The 16439-nt window shown below is 69.7% G+C and carries 17 protein-coding genes; 10 read left to right on the top strand and 7 right to left on the bottom strand.

Features of this window, described 5'->3' with window-relative positions; genetic code table 11:
* Nucleotides 1-17: 17 nt before the first annotated feature.
* From RGD00_RS12635 to RGD00_RS12625, 3 genes are all read right to left on the bottom strand, one after another.
* On the bottom strand, nt 18-1190 hold the full coding sequence (locus RGD00_RS12635) for an acetyl-CoA C-acetyltransferase (protein WP_310457691.1): 1173 nt from the start codon (nt 1188-1190) through the stop codon (nt 18-20).
* A gap of 129 nt (nt 1191-1319) precedes the next feature.
* Nucleotides 1320-2138, bottom strand: a complete 819-nt coding sequence (locus tag RGD00_RS12630; protein WP_310457690.1) for an EAL domain-containing protein — start codon at nt 2136-2138, stop codon at nt 1320-1322.
* Nucleotides 2139-2212: 74 nt separating this feature from the next.
* Nucleotides 2213-2764 (bottom strand): TlpA family protein disulfide reductase, encoded by a 552-nt coding sequence (locus RGD00_RS12625; protein WP_310457689.1) that lies wholly within the window; start codon nt 2762-2764, stop codon nt 2213-2215.
* Between the two features lie 21 nt (nt 2765-2785).
* Here RGD00_RS12625 and argH point away from each other — a divergent pair, with 21 nt between their 5' ends.
* From argH to RGD00_RS12600, 5 genes are all read left to right on the top strand, one after another.
* Nucleotides 2786-4186, top strand: coding sequence for an argininosuccinate lyase (argH, locus tag RGD00_RS12620; protein ID WP_310457688.1), 1401 nt, complete (start codon nt 2786-2788; stop codon nt 4184-4186).
* Entirely contained in the window at nt 4183-4329 is a 147-nt protein-coding gene (locus tag RGD00_RS12615) for a hypothetical protein (protein ID WP_310457687.1), read from the top strand. The genes argH and RGD00_RS12615 overlap by 4 nt, the downstream gene beginning before the upstream one ends.
* Nucleotides 4326-4592 carry a DUF2834 domain-containing protein gene (locus tag RGD00_RS12610; RefSeq protein ID WP_425603413.1) on the top strand — a complete coding sequence of 89 codons (267 nt, stop codon included), beginning with the start codon at nt 4326-4328 and terminating at the stop codon, nt 4590-4592. The genes RGD00_RS12615 and RGD00_RS12610 overlap by 4 nt, the downstream gene beginning before the upstream one ends.
* A gap of 107 nt (nt 4593-4699) precedes the next feature.
* Nucleotides 4700-5965: a diaminopimelate decarboxylase gene (gene lysA, locus RGD00_RS12605; RefSeq protein WP_310457686.1), complete on the top strand. Its 1266-nt coding sequence runs from the start codon at nt 4700-4702 to the stop codon at nt 5963-5965.
* Nucleotides 5966-5995: 30 nt separating this feature from the next.
* Nucleotides 5996-8470, top strand: a complete 2475-nt coding sequence (locus RGD00_RS12600; RefSeq protein WP_310457685.1) for a DUF4175 domain-containing protein — start codon at nt 5996-5998, stop codon at nt 8468-8470.
* A 189-nt stretch (nt 8471-8659) separates the two neighbouring features.
* Here RGD00_RS12600 and RGD00_RS12595 read toward each other — a convergent pair whose 3' ends face one another.
* On the bottom strand, nt 8660-9502 hold the full coding sequence (locus RGD00_RS12595) for a zinc-ribbon domain-containing protein (protein ID WP_310457684.1): 843 nt from the start codon (nt 9500-9502) through the stop codon (nt 8660-8662).
* Nucleotides 9503-9664: 162 nt separating this feature from the next.
* Between RGD00_RS12595 and RGD00_RS12590 the strand changes: the two genes are divergently transcribed.
* Genes RGD00_RS12590 through RGD00_RS12580 form a run of 3 tightly spaced genes read left to right on the top strand, consistent with a single transcriptional unit; the run spans nt 9665 to nt 11966 of the window.
* The gene (locus RGD00_RS12590; RefSeq protein WP_310457683.1) at nt 9665-10336 is read left to right on the top strand and encodes a cell division ATP-binding protein FtsE; all 672 of its coding nucleotides are present in this window, start codon (nt 9665-9667) and stop codon (nt 10334-10336) included.
* Between the two features lie 5 nt (nt 10337-10341).
* Nucleotides 10342-11226, top strand: coding sequence for a cell division protein FtsX (locus tag RGD00_RS12585; protein ID WP_310457706.1), 885 nt, complete (start codon nt 10342-10344; stop codon nt 11224-11226).
* Entirely contained in the window at nt 11226-11966 is a 741-nt protein-coding gene (locus tag RGD00_RS12580) for a lysophospholipid acyltransferase family protein (protein WP_310457682.1), read from the top strand. The genes RGD00_RS12585 and RGD00_RS12580 overlap by 1 nt, the downstream gene beginning before the upstream one ends.
* Here the strand turns inward: RGD00_RS12580 and RGD00_RS12575 are convergent.
* The 3 genes from RGD00_RS12575 to RGD00_RS12565 form a co-directional block, all read right to left on the bottom strand.
* A complete protein-coding gene (locus RGD00_RS12575) occupies nt 11957-12526 on the bottom strand; it encodes a hypothetical protein (RefSeq protein WP_310457681.1) in 570 nt (189 codons plus the stop codon). The two genes, RGD00_RS12580 and RGD00_RS12575, sit on opposite strands and share 10 nt — an antisense overlap.
* Nucleotides 12527-12601: 75 nt before the next feature.
* Entirely contained in the window at nt 12602-13561 is a 960-nt protein-coding gene (locus RGD00_RS12570) for an acetyl-CoA carboxylase carboxyltransferase subunit alpha (RefSeq protein WP_310457680.1), read from the bottom strand.
* Between the two features lie 171 nt (nt 13562-13732).
* Nucleotides 13733-14689, bottom strand: coding sequence for an L-malyl-CoA/beta-methylmalyl-CoA lyase (locus tag RGD00_RS12565; protein ID WP_310457679.1), 957 nt, complete (start codon nt 14687-14689; stop codon nt 13733-13735).
* 153 nt (nt 14690-14842) lie between these two features.
* Between RGD00_RS12565 and RGD00_RS12560 the strand changes: the two genes are divergently transcribed.
* Both RGD00_RS12560 and dgcA read left to right on the top strand, forming a co-directional pair.
* Nucleotides 14843-15463 carry a methyltransferase family protein gene (locus RGD00_RS12560; protein WP_310457678.1) on the top strand — a complete coding sequence of 207 codons (621 nt, stop codon included), beginning with the start codon at nt 14843-14845 and terminating at the stop codon, nt 15461-15463.
* A 3-nt stretch (nt 15464-15466) separates the two neighbouring features.
* The gene (dgcA, locus tag RGD00_RS12555; RefSeq protein WP_310457677.1) at nt 15467-16429 is read left to right on the top strand and encodes an N-acetyl-D-Glu racemase DgcA; all 963 of its coding nucleotides are present in this window, start codon (nt 15467-15469) and stop codon (nt 16427-16429) included.
* Nucleotides 16430-16439: the final 10 nt, after the last annotated feature.

Raw genomic sequence — 16439 nt, 5'->3', positions numbered from 1 at the left:
CACCGTTTTTCGCCGGATCAGCGTTCCAGACACATGGCGACGCCCATGCCCCCGCCGATGCACAGCGTCGCAAGGCCCTTCTTCGCGTCGCGCCGCGCCATTTCGAACAGCAGCGTGTTGAGGATCCGCGCACCCGAGGCGCCGATGGGATGGCCGATGGCGATGGCGCCCCCGTTGACGTTCACGATCGACGGATCCCAGCCCATGTCCTTGTTGACCGCGCAGGCCTGCGCCGCGAAAGCCTCGTTCGCCTCGACCAGATCGAGGTCGCCGACCTTCCAGCCCGCCTTTTCCAGCGCCTTGCGGCTGGCATGGATCGGCCCCACGCCCATGATCGCCGGGTCGAGCCCCGCCGTGGCGTAGGATGCGATGCGGGCCAGCGGTTTCAGGCCGCGGCGTTCTGCCTCTTTGTCCGTCATCAGCAGCACCGCCGCCGCGCCGTCGTTGATGCCAGAGGCATTGCCCGCCGTGACCGACCCGTCCTTGGCGAAGGCCGGGCGCAGCTTGGTCATCGCGTCGATGGTCGCGCCGTGGCGGATGTATTCGTCGGCATCCACCACCACGTCGCCCTTGCGGGTCTTGATGACGAAGGGAACGATCTCGTCGGCGAACCTGCCCGCCTTCTGCGCGGCCTCGGCCTTGTTCTGGCTGGCCAGCGCGAATTCGTCCTGCTGTTCGCGCCCGATCTGCCACTGGTTGGCGACGTTTTCGGCCGTCTGGCCCATGTGATAGCCGTTGAAGGCATCCCACAAACCGTCCTTGATCATCGAGTCGATGAAGCTCAGGTCGCCCATCTTCTGGCCAGCGCGCAGATGCGCGACATGGGGGCTGAGCGACATGTTTTCCTGCCCGCCGGCGGCGATGATCGCGGCATCGCCCAGCTGGATGTGCTGCGCGGCCAGCGCGACCGACCGCAGGCCCGAACCGCAGACCTGGTTGATGCTCCACGCCGCGGATTCCTGCGGCAGGCCGGCCTTGATATGCGCCTGGCGCGCCGGGTTCTGGCCCTGTCCGGCGGTCAGCACCTGGCCGAGGATGGTTTCCGACACCTCGGCCCTGTCGATGCCCGCGCGGGCCACCACCGCCTCCAGCACCGCCGCGCCCAGGTCATGCGCCGGGGTATTGGCGAAGGATCCGTTGAAGCTGCCGACAGCCGTCCGCGCCGCCGATACGATCACCACATTGGTCATGGGTTCCCTTCCCTTCCGCTGGCGCGGCCCCTGCCGCCGCCGCACCCTCTTGGCCTAAGCAATGCGGCGGTGCGGCGCAAGGAAATAGCGTCACCCGCCGGGGGGACAGGCCGAAAGCGCCGCGGCCCCTCAGGCCCGGCGGCGTTCGCCGGTGCGCCAGGGCGGGTGCACGGTGGGCATGCCGAACAGATAGCCCTGAAGGCAGTCCACCCCGTTCGCGGCCAGCCAGGCCGCATCCTCCGGCGCCTCGACCGATTCCGCGACGGTGAACATGTCGAAATGCCGCGCGATCGACACCAGCGCGGCGGTCAGCACCTGATTGTCGGGGTCGCGGGAAACGCCGCGGATGAACTGGCCGTCGATCTTCACGATGTCGAAGAAGAATTCGCGCAGATAGCGGAAGGCGGTGAACCCCGCCCCGAAATCGTCCAGAGCAAAGGCGATGCCGCGCCGCTGCAACCCGTCCATGAACACGGTGACCAGATCGGGCATCAGCATGGCGGAGGATTCGGTGATTTCCAGGATCAGCCGTTCGGCCACCGTGGGGTCGCGGTCCAGCCCCGCATCCAGCACCCGCATCCAGCGCGGATAGCCGATGGACCGCGCCGACATGTTCACCGACAGCCGCAGCCCCGGTTCGTCCGCCAGCGCCGCCAGCCCCAGTTCCAGCGCCGCGCAGTCGATCAACCGGCCGGTTTCGGTGGTTTCCGCCGCCCCCATGAAATCGCGCGCGGGGATCGGGCGGTTGGCCTCGTCCAGAATGCGGATCAGCCCTTCGTGGAACGCCACGCGCCCGGCATCGCCCGCCGTCACCACCGGCTGGAACGCCAGCGCCATCCGCCCCCGCGCCAGCGCGTCGCGCACCATGGCCAGCGTGTCGCGGTCGCGTTCGGCCACCGCGAAGGACAGGGGATCCCCAAGCCCGGCTATCAACTGCGTCTCGTCCATCGCCCGCTCCTTCGCCGACCGGCGACAGAATGCGGCCACAGGGATGAAGGCCGGGTTAACGCGCGCAATTCGCGCTATCGCGCCAGCAGCGCCTCGACCAGCGCCACGGCCGAGGGGCCGGCCCAGTCGGCCTCGCCCACCATCCGCCCGATTTCCCGCCCCTCGGGGTCGAGCACCAGCGTCACCGGCAACCCCAGCACCCCCGAATCGCGCGCCAGCGCCGATTTGGCATCCAGCAGCACGGGCAGGTTCTTCACCCCCGCCTCGGTGAAGAACTTGTCGATGCCGGGCAGGGTATTGCGCCCGGTGGCGATGGTCAGCACCGCGAACCGCCCGCCCCCGTACCGCGCCTGCAACGCATCGAGCGCGGGCATTTCCTTGCGGCAGGGCGCGCACCATGTGGCCCAGAAGTTCACCACCAGATGCCGCCCGCGCCAGTCCGCCAGCCGGTGTTCGGCCCCCTGCGGATCGGTGAAGGCCACATCCGACGCCGGGCGCGGGTCGGCATGCAGCACCAGCTTGCGCATGTCGCCTTCCAGCAGCGCGGCAAGGGCCGGGTCGGCATGTGCCGTGTTTGCACCCAGCAGACCTACCGTGTAGACCACGGCGAACAGAAAGCGCAGCATCACCCCTCCGAAGGCAGAGCCATGACCGACACGACCAGCAAGTCCGCCAATGCGATGTGGGGCGGGCGTTTCGCCGCGGGGCCGAGCGCGATCATGCAGGCGATCAACGCCTCGATCGGGTTCGACCAGCGGCTCTATGCCCAGGACATCCGCGGCAGCCGGGCCCATGCCGCGATGCTGGCGGCGCAGGGCATCCTCTCTGATAGCGACGCGCAGGCGATCGGGGAAGGGCTTCTCACGGTGTTGTCAGAGATCGAGGCGGGCGGGTTCGACTTCCGCGCCGATCTGGAAGACATCCACATGAACGTGGAAAACCGCCTGCGCGAACTGATCGGCCCCGCCGCGGGGCGCCTGCACACCGCGCGTTCGCGCAACGATCAGGTGGCGGTGGATTTCCGGCTGTGGGTGCGCGACCAGTGCGATGCGGCGGTAGAGGGGCTGACGGAACTGATGCGCGCCTTTGTCGCGCAGGCAGAGGCGGGCGCGGACTGGGTGATGCCGGGCTTCACCCATCTTCAGACCGCGCAGCCGGTGACTTGGGGCCATCACATGATGGCCTATGTGGAAATGTTCGCCCGCGACCGGTCGCGATTCGCCGATGCGCGGGCGCGGATGAACGAATGCCCCCTCGGCGCCGCCGCACTGGCGGGAACCTCGTTCCCCATCGACCGGCACGCCACCGCCGCCGCACTGGGTTTCGACCGGCCGACGGCGAACAGCCTCGATTCCGTCAGCGACCGCGATTTCGCGCTGGAATTCCTGTCGGCGTCGTCGATCTGCGCCATGCACCTGTCGCGCTTTGCCGAGGAACTGGTGATCTGGTCCAGCGCGCAGTTCCGTTTCGTGCGGCTGTCGGACGGGTTCACCACCGGGTCCAGCATCATGCCGCAGAAGAAGAACCCCGACGCGGCCGAACTGATCCGGGCCAAGATCGGGCGGATTCTCGGGGCAACCGTGGCGCTGTTCACCATCATGAAGGGCCTCGCGCTGACCTATTCCAAGGACATGCAGGAAGACAAGGAACAGGTTTTCGACGCCGCCGACAGCCTGATGCTGTCGCTGGCCGCGATGACCGGCATGGTCACGGACATGAGCGCGAACCGTGCCGCGCTGGCCGCCGCCGCCGGGTCGGGCTTTTCCACCGCCACCGATCTGGCCGACTGGCTGGTGCGCGAACTGGGCCTGCCGTTCCGCGATGCCCATCACGTCACCGGCACGCTGGTGAAGCTGGCGGAGGACAAGGGCTGCGACCTGCCGGACCTGACGCTGGCCGACATGCAGGCCGTCCATGCGCGGATCACCGCCGAGGTGTTCGGGGTTCTGGGGGTTGAAAATTCCGTGCGTTCGCGCACTTCTTACGGCGGCACGGCGCCCGATCAGGTCCGCGCCCAGATAGCACGTTGGAAGGAACTTCTCGCATGAAACTGATCCGCATCGCCGCCTTCGCCCTGCCGCTCGGCCTTCTGGCCGCCTGCGGCGCCGAAGGGCCGCCGACCCATCCGCAGGCGCAGGATGGCGTGACCGTCAGCGGCGAGGCGCGGATGGGCGTCCAGATCCGCAAGTGATCCCCCGGCTGCGCCCGGTCTGGCTGGTCTTGGCCGCGGCGGGCGCGGCGCATGCATGGTGGCTGTGGGCCCAGGGCGGCGAATGGGCCCCGGCCGGCGGCGACATGGCGATCGCGGCACTGACGCTCAGCCTCTGGGCCCTTGCCGAAACCGCCGTCCGCCGCAACTGGGAGGCGCTGGCCGCCATCCCCGCCGTCTGGCTGATCGGCCCGGGATGCGGGCTGCCGCTCTATCTGTTCCTGCGCGCGCGGCCTGTCCGGTAGGGTGGTTCGACCCTGGACAACGGCCCGATCCACCGGGCGCACCTAATTGCACCCCCTTGCGCATCTGCTATACCGCCCCCGGCCGACCGCAGCGAAAGGGGCGCGTGATGGATCATTTCCTGTACCGGGGCGGTATCCTGCATGCCGAGGACGTGGCCATCCCCGACATCGCGGCGGTGGTGGGTACGCCCTTCTACGTCTATTCCGCCGCCACGCTGACGCGCCATTACCGCCTGTTCACCGAGGCGCTGTCGCCCCTGCCCCATCTTGTCTGCTTCGCCATCAAGTCGCTGTCCAACGTCGCGGTGCTGAAGCTTCTGGGCGATCTCGGCGCGGGGATGGATGTGGTCTCGGGCGGCGAATACCTGCGCGCCAGGGCCGCGGGTGTACCGGGCGACCGCATCGTCTTTTCCGGCGTCGGCAAGACGCGGGCGGAAATGCGGCTGGCGCTGGAAGGCGGGATCCGGCAGTTCAACATCGAATCCGAACCCGAAATGCGCGCCCTGTCCGAAGTCGCGGCCGCGATGGGCGTCACCGCCCCCGTCACCGTGCGGGTCAACCCGGACGTGGACGCGAAAACCCACGCCAAGATCGCCACCGGCAAGTCGGAAAACAAGTTCGGCATCCCCATCGCCCGCGCATCCGAGGTCTATGCCGAAATCGCCCGCCTGCCCGGCCTGCGCGCCGTCGGCATCGACGTGCATATCGGCAGCCAGCTGACCGACCTCGCCCCGTTCGAGGCCGCCTTCACCAAGCTGCGCGAAACCACGCTCGCCCTGCGCGCCGAAGGGCACGACATCCGGCGGCTCGACCTCGGCGGGGGTCTGGGGATCCCCTATACCCGCGGCAACGAGGCGCCGCCGCTGCCCACCGACTATGGCGCGATGATCCACCGCGTGCTCGGCGATCTGGACTGCGAGATCGAGATCGAGCCGGGGCGGCTGATTTCCGGCAATGCCGGGCTGCTGGTCGCCGGGGTGATCTATGTGAAGAACGGCGAGGGACGGGATTTCCTGATCCTCGACGCCGCCATGAACGATCTGGTGCGCCCGGCGATGTACGAGGCGCATCACGACATCGTGCCGGTGATCGAGGGCGCCCCCGGCGGCCCGACGCAGCCCTTCGACGTGGTGGGCCCGGTCTGCGAAACCGGCGACACCTTCGCCCGCGCGCGCGAACTGCCGCTGCTGGCCGAGGGCGATCTGGTCGCCTTCCGCAGCGCGGGGGCCTATGGCGCGGTGATGGCCAGCGAATACAACACCCGCCCGCTGGTGCCCGAGGTGCTGGTGCAGGGCGATCACTTCGCCGTCATACGGGCACGGCCGACGTTTGACGAAATCCTCGGGCGCGATACGATCCCGGAGTGGCTGTGACCCGGCAGCCCGCCCTTAGGGGAAGGCCGCATGACCGCTGACACGTCCCATATCCGTCCGCCTGCCCGCCTGCGCCGTGCGCTGGCGTTGACGCGTGCGGGCATGGTGGCGGAACGGCTGGCGCGCGCCTTCTGGCCGGCATGGACGGTGGCGGTGGCGGCGCTGGCGGCGCTGGCCTTCGGCGCGCAGGATGCGCTGTCGCCGCAGGCGGGAACGGCGGTGTTCGGCGCGGCGGGGCTGGTGGTGCTGGTGCTGGCGGCGCGCGGGGCGTGGCGGTTCCGCTGGCCCCGGGCGGCAGAGGCGCGCGCGCGGCTCGATGCCACGCTGCCGGGCCGGCCGCTGGCGGCGATGGCCGACCGGCAGGCGATCGGCGCGGGCGATGCGGCATCGGCCGCCGTCTGGCAGGCACATGTGGACCGCATGGCCGCCCGCGCGGCGCAGGCCCGCGCCCCCGCACCCGACCTGCGGCTGGCCCGGGCCGACCCTTTCGCGCTGCGCTATGTCGCGCTGACGGCGCTGGCGATGGCGGCGCTGTTCGGGGTCTGGGGCCGGGTGGCGGCGGTCACGGCGCTGGCCCCGGGCGCGGGCCCCGCGCTGGCCGGCGGGCCCGCATGGGAAGGCTGGATCCAGCCCCCCGCCTATACAGGGCAACCGACGCTCTACCTCAATGAAGTCGCGGCGGGCGGCCTGCACCTGCCGCAGGGCAGCCGGGTGATGCTGCGTTTCTACGGCGCGCCGGGGGCGTTCGACCTGACCGAAACCGTGTCGCCCCCCGCCCCCGCCGCCACGGATACCCCTGCCACCTCAGCGGCAGAGTTCGACGTGACCCGCCCCGGGCGGATCGAGATCGACGGCCCCGGCGGCCGCGCATGGGACATCGCCCTGCTGCCCGACACCCCCCCCGACATCGCCCCCGAAGGCGTGGCCCATCGCGGGCCTCGGGGGGAATTGCGGCAGGGCTTCACCGCCCGCGACGATTACGGCGTGACCGGGGGCCGGGCGGAAATCGCGCTCGATCTGGCCGCGGTGGACCGCCGCTATGGGCTCGCGGCGGACCCCGAACCGCGCGCGCCGCTGGTGCTCGACCTGCCTCTCCCCTTCCGCGGCGACCGGCGGGATTTCACCGAAACCCTGTCGGACGACGTGTCCAAACACCCCTTCGCCAACCTGCCCGTCACCATCCGCCTGATGGCCGAGGACGCGCAGACCCAGACCGGCATGGCCGACCCCCTGTCCGCCACCCTGCCCGGCCGCCGCTTTTTCGACCCGCTGGCCGCCGCCATCATCGAGGCCCGGCGCGACCTGCTGTGGACCGCCGCCAACGCCCGGCGCACCGCCCAGATCCTGCGCGCCGTCACCAACCGGCCCGAAGGCTTCATCCGCAACGAACGCGCCTTCCTGCGCCTGCGCGTGGCGCTGCGCCGGCTGGAGGCCGCCTCCGACCCGGTGCTCGCCCCCGAGGTGCGCGACGAGATCGCCGAGGTGCTGTGGGACATCGCCCTGCTGGTCGAGGAAGGCGATCTGGCATCCGCGCTGGAACGGCTGAAGCGCGCGCAGGACCGGCTGGACGAGGCGATGAAGAACGGCGCGTCAGAGGACGAGATCGCCGACCTGATGCGCGAATTCCGCGAGGCGCTGGACAACTACATGCGCCAGCTGGCGCAAGAGGCCGAACGCAACCCCGATTCCCAACTGTCGCAGGACATGCAGGGCATGCAGATGACCGGCGACCAGTTGCAGCAGATGCTCGACCGGCTCCAGCAGCTGATGGAGGAAGGCCGCATGGCCGAGGCCGCCGAACTGATGGAGATGCTGCGCCGCCTGATGGAAAACATGCAGGTGACGCAGGGCCCCGGCGGGCAGGGCCAGGGCCAGGGCAACCAGGCGATGCGCGACCTTCAGGAAACCCTGCGCGACCAGCAGGGCCTGTCGGACGAGGCGTTCCGCGACCTGCAGGAGGATTTCAACGGCCAGCCCGGCGAGGGCGAAGGCGAGGGTGCGGACCCCGGCGATCTGGCCGACCGCCAGCGCGCGCTGCGCGACCGGCTGCGGGGCCTCGATCAGGGCCGGCTGCCGGGCGAGGGCAGCGACCGCGGCGATGCGGGCCGGCGCGCCCTCGACCGCGCGGGCCGCGCGATGGAAGAGGCCGAGGAATCGCTGCGCCAGGGCGACCTGCCCGGCGCGCTCGACCGTCAGGCAGAGGCGCTGGAGGCCCTGCGCGAGGGCATGCGCGAATTCAATCAGGCGCTGGCAGAGGATCAGCAGGGCCAGCCCGGCCAGCCGGGGCAGGATTTCGGCAATGCCGACCCGGCGGGGCCGCGCGATCCCCTGGGCCGCCGCGCGGGCGAATCCGGCCGCATCGGCACGGACGAGAACATGCTGGGCGGCGAAAACCCGCACCGCCGGGCCGAGGACCTGCTGGACGAGCTTCGCCGCCGTTCGGGCGAACGCACCCGGCCCGAGGAGGAACTGGATTACCTCCGCCGCCTGCTGGACCGGTTCTGAGGGCGGGGCAGGAAACGCACTGCGCTTCCGCGCCCGTCGCGCGCGGGTGCCGTGAAAATCCGCGATCACATGCGCAAAGGCCAGGCCAGCGCCCGCCCCGCTCCTGGCTGGGGCAGTGGTACCGGGGTCGCGCTGGCGAAGGCACGCGCCTTCGCCAGCCACACGGTAGGGGTGAAAGACTATCCGGCCCTATTCCGCCCGCGGCGCCTCGATCGGCGCCACCAGCCGCCGCACCGCCGCCCGGCCCTGATCCACCGCGCCCACATAGGCCGCCAGCGGCCTGGCCACCGCCGGCACCGTGGCGGCGATGCGCGGTGCGGTCACGTAAAGCACCGCCAGCAGCACCGCGATCAGCACCACGATCAGAAAGCCGCTGCGGAACCCGCTGCGCGCCTCTGCCTGGGTTTCGGGCAGGCGCATCGCCGCCCCCGCCGCGCCGTCACCCGCCGGGCGGGGTTCGGAACTGGCGCGCAGGGTGGAATTGATCTGTTCGATATCCGGCAGCAGGTCGCGCCGTGCCGGGCTGCGCACCGCCGCGGCCGGGCGCGGATGGGCGGGATCCTCGGCCGGAACCGCCCCGCCCCCGGCAGCCATCGCCGCATCCAGCGCCGCCGACACCGCGATATCCGCATCGTCGATGGTCGCGCGCGGCGGGGGTGCGGCGGGGGGCAGGCCCAGATCGGGCTGGATTTCCAGACCCCGGGCACCGGCGCGTTCGGCCTCTGCCCGGCGGGCCTCGGATTCGCGCTCCGCCTCTTCGCGCAGCACGGCCAGCAGGCTTTCATCCAGCGCGCGGCGCACCGGCGCGGGTTCCGGCTCGCCTTCGGCTGCGGGCGGCGGGGCGGGGGGCAGGTCGTCGCGGTCCCATTCCGCCTCGGCCCATTCGGCATCCTCGTCGCGCGGTTCGGCCCCCGGGGGATACTGATACCAGCCATGCCCGCAGTTCGAACATTGCACATCGCGACCCTGCGCCGGGATGGCGCTGTCGTCGACTTCGTAATGCGCATCGCAATTCGGGCAGATCAGCCGCATACCGTTACCATCCTGCGCCCCGCTGCGGCGAGGCAGACCCCACACCTGATCTTGTAACAATTCGCCCCGCATTCTCCAAGTCTTTGTGTCGCCGCCTGCCGCGCCCGATTGAATCCGCCCCCGCCTTTGGCCAGAATGCGCGCCGGAGATTCGGAGACCGCCGTGATCGCATTCGAAAACGTGGGCTACAGCTACGGCGGGGGCGAACTGCTGTCGGGCATCTCGCTGCATCTTGCACCGGGGTCGTTCCACTTCCTGACCGGGCCTTCGGGGGCGGGCAAGACCACCTTCCTCAAGCTCTGCTACGCCGAACTGCTGCCCAGTTCCGGCCGCCTGACGCTGTTCGACCACGAGGTGCGCGGGCTCGACCGCGACGGGGTGGCGGAACTGCGCCGCGAGATCGGGGTGGTGCATCAGGACTGCCAGTTCCTCGACCATCTGCCGATCGCGGCCAATGTCGCGCTGCCGCTGACCGTGGCGGGGCGCGAACCGGATGTGGCCGACCTGTCGGACCTGCTGGCCTGGGTCGGGCTGCGCCCCATGGCCGACGCGCTGCCGCCGCAACTGTCGGGGGGCGAACGCCAGCGCGCGGCGGTGGCCCGGGCGGTGATCATGTCGCCGCAGCTGATCATCGCGGACGAACCCACCGGCAACCTCGACTGGGACATGTCGCTGCGCCTGCTGACGCTGCTGGTGGAACTCAACCGCATGGGCAAGACGGTGATCGTGGCGACCCATGACATGAACCTGATCCGCGCCGCCAAGGCGCAGGTGTCGGCCCGGGTGCTGCGGATCCAGAACCGGCGGGTGCAACTGGCGGGGGCGGACCTGTGAACCTGATGGACCGCCTGCGCACCACCGACACCCCCGCCGACCGGGTGGTGCCGCCCTCGGGCCATACCGCATGGCTGACCAGCTTCACCGCCGGGGCGATGGCCTTTCTGGCGGTCTTTGCGCTGGCGCTGTCGATGGCGTCGGGCCGGCTCGCCGACCGCTGGTCTGAGGCGCTGAGCCGCACCGCCACCATCCGCATCTCGGCCCCGGGCGAACAGATGGAGGCGCAGACCCGCGCGGTGCTGGACCTGCTGGCGACGACCCCGGGCGTGGCCCGCGCCCGCGCGCTGTCGGATGTCGAACAGCGCGCGCTGCTGGAACCCTGGTTCGGCCCCGACCTGCCGATCGAAAGCCTCGCCCTGCCCCGGCTGATCGAGGTGACGGAAGGCGACGGCGGCTATGACGCCGAGGGGCTGCGCCTGCGGCTGGCGGCAGAGGCCCCGGGCGCGGTGCTGGACGATCACACCCGCTGGCGCCGCCCGCTGGCGGTGGCGGCGGGGCGGCTGCGGCTGATCGGCACGGTGTCGATGATCCTGATCGGCACGACGATGGCGGCGATGATCACGCTGGCGGCCAATGCGGCGCTGGCCTCGAACGCGCAGGTGATCCGGGTGTTGCGGCTGGTGGGCGCGCGCGACGCCTTCATCGCCCGCGCCTTCGTGCGCCGCTTTACCCTGCGCGCCTTCGCGGGGGCGCTGGCGGGGGCGCTGGCGGGGATGCTGGCGGTGGCGCTTCTGCCGTCGGCCGATGCGGCGGGCGGGTTCCTGACCGGGCTCGGCTTCCACGGATGGGGCTGGCTCTGGCCGCTGGTGCTGCCGTTTGCGGCGGCCGGGGTCGCATTTGGTGCCACGCGGGCCGCGGCGTTGGCCAAGCTGCGGGAGTTCCAGTGATGTTTCTGGCGCTGCAATATGTCCGCTCGGCCATTTTCATCGTGCTGATGTATGCCACGATGGCGCTTTACGCCGTTTTCTTCACCCCCTGGGCCGTCTTCGACAGGCGCGGCGCCTTTGCCGCCGTTCACGCCTACTGCCGCACGGTGCGGTTTCTGGCGCACTGGCTGGTGGGGCTGCGATCCGAAATCCGCGGCCCCGTTCCGCAGGACGAGGTCATCATCGCCGCCAAGCACCAGAGCTTTTTCGACATCATCCTCATCTGTTCGGTGGTGCCCCGGCCCAAGTTCATCATGAAGAAGGAACTTGTCTGGGCCCCGATCCTGGGCTGGTACGCATTGCGCATCGGCTGCGTTCCGGTGGACCGCGGCCGGCGCGCGATGGCGATCAAGATGATGATGGAGGGCGTCGCAAAGGGTGCGACACTGCCCGGGCAGCTGATCATCTATCCCCAGGGCACCCGCGTCGCCGCGGGCGCGCGGCGCCCCTACAAGATCGGCACCGGCCATCTTTACGCGCAACTGGGCCAGACCTGCGTGCCCGCCGCCACGAACGTCGGCGTGTTCTGGCCCCGTCACGGGATCCTGCGCAAACCGGGCCTTGCGGTGATGGAATTCCTGCCGGGCATCGCGCCGGGAATGCCGGTCGACCGCTTCATGGCCGAGATCGAGCACCGCATAGAGACCGCATCGGACCGGCTGATGGTCGAAGGCGGAATGACGATCCGCCCTCAGTCCTGATCGTCCACCATCTGCGCAGAAAGGATTCGGCCCGGCGCGGCAACGATGACAAGGCGCAGCCCCGTGTAGGGCAGATCGCCGTCGCGCACCCAGCCGATCACGGTCGGGCCATCGACCGGGGCAGGGTTCTCGGGTTTCAGGCCGGTGCCGGCCAGCGCCTCGGTCAGGCCAGTCACCAGCGACCCCGGCGGCACGGCAAAACCGTCGGTTTCCGCGGCCGTTATCAGGCAGAGCCGGCTTGGCACCCAGGAGTCGGTGGTTGCACCCCAGGCGGCCTCGAACCGGCCGTCGGCGATGCGCCGCGCGCCGATGCTCCACTTGCGCATCGGGTCATCGATCAGCATCATTTCGGCGGGTGAGACCGGCTGGCCGACATCGGCAAAGGGCGTCACCGCGTCGGTGACCCATGGCAGGCAATGATCGCGCAGCAGTCCATGCAGCAGCGTGGCCTCGTCCGGTCCGTTAAAGGCGCGGAGGGCCCAGACCCCGGCCAAGGCCACACCGGCACCCGTCGCAAAGGCGACGCCGCGGCGAAGAACCGTCTTCAGGAGATCGGGCAATCCATGACCTCGTGCGCAGGGCAAAAGGGAAACACCGCCACGTTCGCCAACCCCGCTGCCGGGGTCAGCGCCGGATCACGCCGCCAGGCCCTTGCTGCCCATCCCGAGGAATTTCTGCCGGCGATCCTTGACCAGCGCCTCGGGCGTCTTGCCGGCAAGATCCTTCAGCATCGCCTCGATCGCCTTGCCCACGGCCTCGACCGCGGCCGCCGGGTCGCGCTGCGCACCGCCAAGCGGTTCCTTGACGATACGGTCGATCACCCCAAGCTTGAGCAGATCCTGCGCCGTCAGGCGCAGGGCCTCGGCGGCTTCGCGCATCTTTTCGGCGTCCTTCCACAGGATCGACGCGCAGCCCTCGGGGGTGATGACGGAATAGACGGAATGTTCCAGCATCGCGACACGGTTCGCCGTGGCAAAGGCCACCGCCCCGCCCGATCCGCCCTCGCCGATGATGACCGACACCAGCGGCACCCCGATTTCAAGGCATTTCTGGGTCGACCGCGCAATCGCCTCGGCCTGGCCGCGTTCTTCGGCGCCCTTGCCCGGATAGGCGCCGGGGGTGTCGACCAGCGTGATCACCGGCAGGCCAAAGCGATGCGCCAGATCCATCAGCCGGATCGCCTTGCGATAACCTTCGGGGCGGGCCATGCCGAAATTCCGCTCGATCCGCGACTTGGTGTCGTGGCCCTTTTCCTGCCCGATCACCACCACCGGCTGGTCATTGAACCGCGCCAGCCCGCCCATCACCGCATGGTCATCGGCAAAGTTCCGATCACCGGCAAGGGGGGTGTATTCGGTGAACAGCGCCTCGATGTAGTCCTTGCAGTGCGGCCGTTCGGGATGGCGGGCGACCTGGCATTTGCGCCAGGCGCTCAGGTCCTTGTAGAGGTCCTTGAGCATCAGTTCGGCCTTGCGGTCCAGCGCCGCGGCCTCGCGTTCGACATCCATCCCCGCGTTGGACCGCGCCATGGCCCGGAGTTCCTCGGCCTTGCCTTCGATCTCGGCGAGGGGCTTCTCGAATTCGAGGTACTGCATCCGGTTCTCCGCTCTGGCGTCGGGTCTATATGCCTATCCGGCCCCGGATTTGCAACGCCGCGCTGCGCCGCGGTGTTCCCGCAACGGCAACGCCCCGGACGATCCGTCCGGGGCGCGCGCCCCCTTTCGATGCGGCGGGCGGCCTCCTCTTCCCCCCGCCGCGGGGCATCCCTAGCCGCCGATCAGTTCCGCCTGACGCACGATGACCTCTGCCTGCCGCATCGAGGCGATGTCGATCAGCCGGCCCTTGTAGGTGGCGGCACCCTGACCGGCGGCCTTCGCCTCCTCCATCGCGGCCAGGATCTCGCGCGCTTCGGTGACGGCGGCGGCAGAGGGGGTAAAGACCTCGTTCGCCAGGGCGACCTGCTTGGGGTGGATCGCCCATTTGCCGACCATGCCGAGCGTGGCCGACCGCAGCGCCTGTGCGCGGAAACCCTCATCGTCGCTGAAATCGCCGAAGGGGCCGTCGACCGGCAGGATGCCGTGGGTGCGGCAGGCGGCGACGATGGCGGCCTGCGCCCAGTGCCAGGGGTCGGACCAGTGTTTCGCGCCCTGATGCAGCATGTAATAGTTTTCCTGCGTGCCGCCGATGCCGGTCGTCGCCATCCCCATCGAGGCGGCGAAATCGGCAGCGCCAAGGCTCATCGCCTGCAACCGGGGGCTGGAGGCCGCGATTTCCTCGACATGCGCGATGCCGGCGGCGGATTCGATGATGACCTCGAGGCTGATGCGCTTCGCCCGCCCCTTCGCGGCCTCGACCGCCGTCACCAGCGCGTCCACGGCATAGACATCGGCCGCGCAGCCCACCTTGGGGATCATGATCTGGTCGATACGGTCCGACCCCTGTTCCAGCAGGTCCACCACGTCGCGGTACCACCACGGCGTATCCAGCCCGTTGATGCGGATCGACAGGTATTTGTTGCCCCAGTCCACCTCATGCGTGGCCTTGATGATGTTGGCGCGCGCCTGATCCTTGTCGCCGGGCGCCACCGAATCCTCCAGGTCGAGGTTGATCACATCCGCAGCACTCGCCGCCATCTTCTCGAACAGCGCCGGGCGCGATCCGGGCCCGAACAGCTGGCAGCGGTTGGGACGGGCGGGCGCAGGGGGTTGAAGGCGGAAGCTCATGGCAGACTCGCAATGATATTTCAGGATGGTCATCCAATTCGTTATTCTGTTGCGCAGAAAGGTTCAAGCCGGTTTTGCACCGCAGCGTGGCGCTTGACAGCCGGCGCGGCGCGGACTCCATCTGAAGCGACCCGTCCAGCAAGGAAGCGAGCGATGTCCGCCCTGTCCGCCACCCGACCCGTGAACCAGAAGATCCGCATCGCCGCGCTGCGGATCGCGTTCCTGATCGCCCTGCCCTTCGTGATCTTCTCGAAATCCGTGTGGATGGAGACGCATTGGATTTTCGAGATGATGGAGGTCGCGGGGATCGCGCTGATCATCGTCGCCGTTCTGGGGCGGTTCTGGTCGATTCTCTATATCGGGTCGCGCAAGAACAAGGTGGTCATGCAGGACGGCCCCTATTCCATGGTGCGCCACCCGCTTTATCTTTTCTCGACCATCGGCGTGGCGGGCTTCGGGCTGATGCTCGGCTCGGTCGTGCTGACGGTGGTGCTGACCGGGCTGATCTTCGCCATCCTCTCGATCACCGCCGCGAAGGAGGAGGCATTCCTGCGGGCGGAATTCGGCGACGCCTATGGCGACTACGCCGCCCGCGTTCCCCGCATCCTGCCCAATCCCGCCCTGTTCCGCACCGAGGAAAGCGTAACCTTCAACGTACGCACCCTGCGGGTCAATCTTCAGGATGCGCTGGTCTTTCTCGCGCTCATCCCGCTTGCCGACGCGTTCGAGATGATCAAGGGATACGGGCTGATACCCACCTTTCCGCTTTACTGACCGATGATCACGCTTTCGCACGATCGCTTTCCGCTTGCCCGGGTCTTCACCATCAGCCGGGGTTCCCGCAGCGTGGCCGAGGTGCTGACCGTCACCATCACGCGCGACGGCCACCGGGGGCGCGGCGAATGCGTGCCCTATGCGCGCTATGGCGAGACGATGGACAGCGTGGCGGCGCAGATCGCGGGCCTGCCGGGGGACGTCGGCCGCGCGGCGTTGCAGCACCTGTTGCCGCCGGGCGCCGCGCGCAATGCGGTGGACTGCGCGCTGTGGGATCTGGAGGCGAAACAGACCAACCGCCGGGTGTGGGACCTGGCCGGCCTGCCCGCGCCGCACCCGGTGCTGACGGCCTTTACCCTGTCGCTCGACACGCCCGCGGCGATGCGGGCGGCGGCGGAACGGCAGGCGCGGCGGCCGCTGCTGAAGATCAAGCTGGGCACCCCCGACGACATGCCCCGGCTGGAGGCGGTGCGCGCGGGTGCGCCGCAATCGCGCATCATCGTGGATGCGAACGAGGGCTGGACGGCGGAAATCTATGCCGACCTCGCCCCGCATCTGGCCCGGCTCGGCGTCGCGCTGGTGGAACAGCCGCTGCCCGCGGGTGCCGATGCGGCGCTGGAAGGGCTGCCGCGCCCGGTGCCGGTCTGCGCCGACGAAAGCTGCCATGACCGCGCCAGCCTGCCCGCGCTGGCCGGGCGGTACGACATGGTGAACATCAAGCTCGACAAGGCCGGCGGGCTGACAGAGGCGCTGGCGCTGCGGGCGGCGGCGCATGCGGCGGGGTTCGGGGTGATGGTCGGCTGCATGGTCGCCACCAGCCTGTCGATGGCGCCCGCCCTGCTGGTCGCGCAAGAGGCGGCGGTGACGGATCTTGACGGCCCGCTTCTGTTGGCACAAGACCGCCCGCACCCCCTGCGCTACGACGCGGGCGAGGTCCACCCGCCGGAGCCCGCGCTATGGGGCTGACCGGCCCCAC

This window comes from Ruixingdingia sedimenti (genome assembly GCF_031432425.1).
Lineage (GTDB): Bacteria > Pseudomonadota > Alphaproteobacteria > Rhodobacterales > Rhodobacteraceae > Ruixingdingia > Ruixingdingia sedimenti.
The sequence above is the reverse complement of the archived record's forward strand: the minus strand, read 5'-3'. Positions and strand labels throughout refer to the sequence as shown.

Bases quoted from the DNA above. Each gene is read 5' to 3' on its own strand.
- RGD00_RS12635 (WP_310457691.1), bottom strand. From the start codon at position 1,190: ATGACCAATGTGGTGATCGTATCGGCGGCGCGGACGGCTGTCGGCAGC.
- RGD00_RS12630 (WP_310457690.1), bottom strand. From the start codon at position 2,138: ATGGACGAGACGCAGTTGATAGCCGGGCTTGGGGATCCCCTGTCCTTC.
- RGD00_RS12625 (WP_310457689.1), bottom strand. From the start codon at position 2,764: ATGCTGCGCTTTCTGTTCGCCGTGGTCTACACGGTAGGTCTGCTGGGT.
- argH (WP_310457688.1), top strand. From the start codon at position 2,786: ATGACCGACACGACCAGCAAGTCCGCCAATGCGATGTGGGGCGGGCGT.
- RGD00_RS12615 (WP_310457687.1), top strand. From the start codon at position 4,183: ATGAAACTGATCCGCATCGCCGCCTTCGCCCTGCCGCTCGGCCTTCTG.
- lysA (WP_310457686.1), top strand. From the start codon at position 4,700: ATGGATCATTTCCTGTACCGGGGCGGTATCCTGCATGCCGAGGACGTG.
- RGD00_RS12600 (WP_310457685.1), top strand. From the start codon at position 5,996: ATGACCGCTGACACGTCCCATATCCGTCCGCCTGCCCGCCTGCGCCGT.
- RGD00_RS12595 (WP_310457684.1), bottom strand. From the start codon at position 9,502: ATGCGGCTGATCTGCCCGAATTGCGATGCGCATTACGAAGTCGACGAC.
- RGD00_RS12585 (WP_310457706.1), top strand. From the start codon at position 10,342: ATGGACCGCCTGCGCACCACCGACACCCCCGCCGACCGGGTGGTGCCG.
- RGD00_RS12580 (WP_310457682.1), top strand. From the start codon at position 11,226: ATGTTTCTGGCGCTGCAATATGTCCGCTCGGCCATTTTCATCGTGCTG.
- RGD00_RS12570 (WP_310457680.1), bottom strand. From the start codon at position 13,561: ATGCAGTACCTCGAATTCGAGAAGCCCCTCGCCGAGATCGAAGGCAAG.
- RGD00_RS12565 (WP_310457679.1), bottom strand. From the start codon at position 14,689: ATGAGCTTCCGCCTTCAACCCCCTGCGCCCGCCCGTCCCAACCGCTGC.
- RGD00_RS12560 (WP_310457678.1), top strand. From the start codon at position 14,843: ATGTCCGCCCTGTCCGCCACCCGACCCGTGAACCAGAAGATCCGCATC.
- dgcA (WP_310457677.1), top strand. From the start codon at position 15,467: ATGATCACGCTTTCGCACGATCGCTTTCCGCTTGCCCGGGTCTTCACC.